This window comes from Streptomyces rubellomurinus (genome assembly GCF_000961885.1).
Taxonomy (GTDB): domain Bacteria; phylum Actinomycetota; class Actinomycetes; order Streptomycetales; family Streptomycetaceae; genus Kitasatospora; species Kitasatospora rubellomurina.
Map to the genome: position 1 here is coordinate 1 of NZ_JZKH01000402.1, position 223 is coordinate 223.

The window sequence follows — 223 nt, forward strand, 5'->3', positions numbered from 1 at the left end:
GTCGCTCGAAGACGCGGCCCGGGTCGTGGTGTTGCGCAGCCGGGCGCTGCGGAAGGTGTCGGGCGGCGGGATGCTGTCGGTCGGCGTCGGCGCCGAGCGTGCCGCTGAACTCATCGAAGCGGACGGCCGGTTGTCGTTGGCGGCGGTCAACGGCCCGTCCAGCGTGGTGCTGTCGGGCGACACCGAGGCCCTGGCCGCTGTGGTGGAGCGGTGCGAGCGCGAG

Annotated in this window: 1 protein-coding gene; it reads left to right on the forward strand. The window is 74.0% G+C overall.

Features of this window, described 5'->3' with window-relative positions:
• The coding region (locus tag VM95_RS38370) for an acyltransferase domain-containing protein (RefSeq protein WP_045706467.1) at positions 1 to 223 on the forward strand (223 nt) is incomplete at both ends.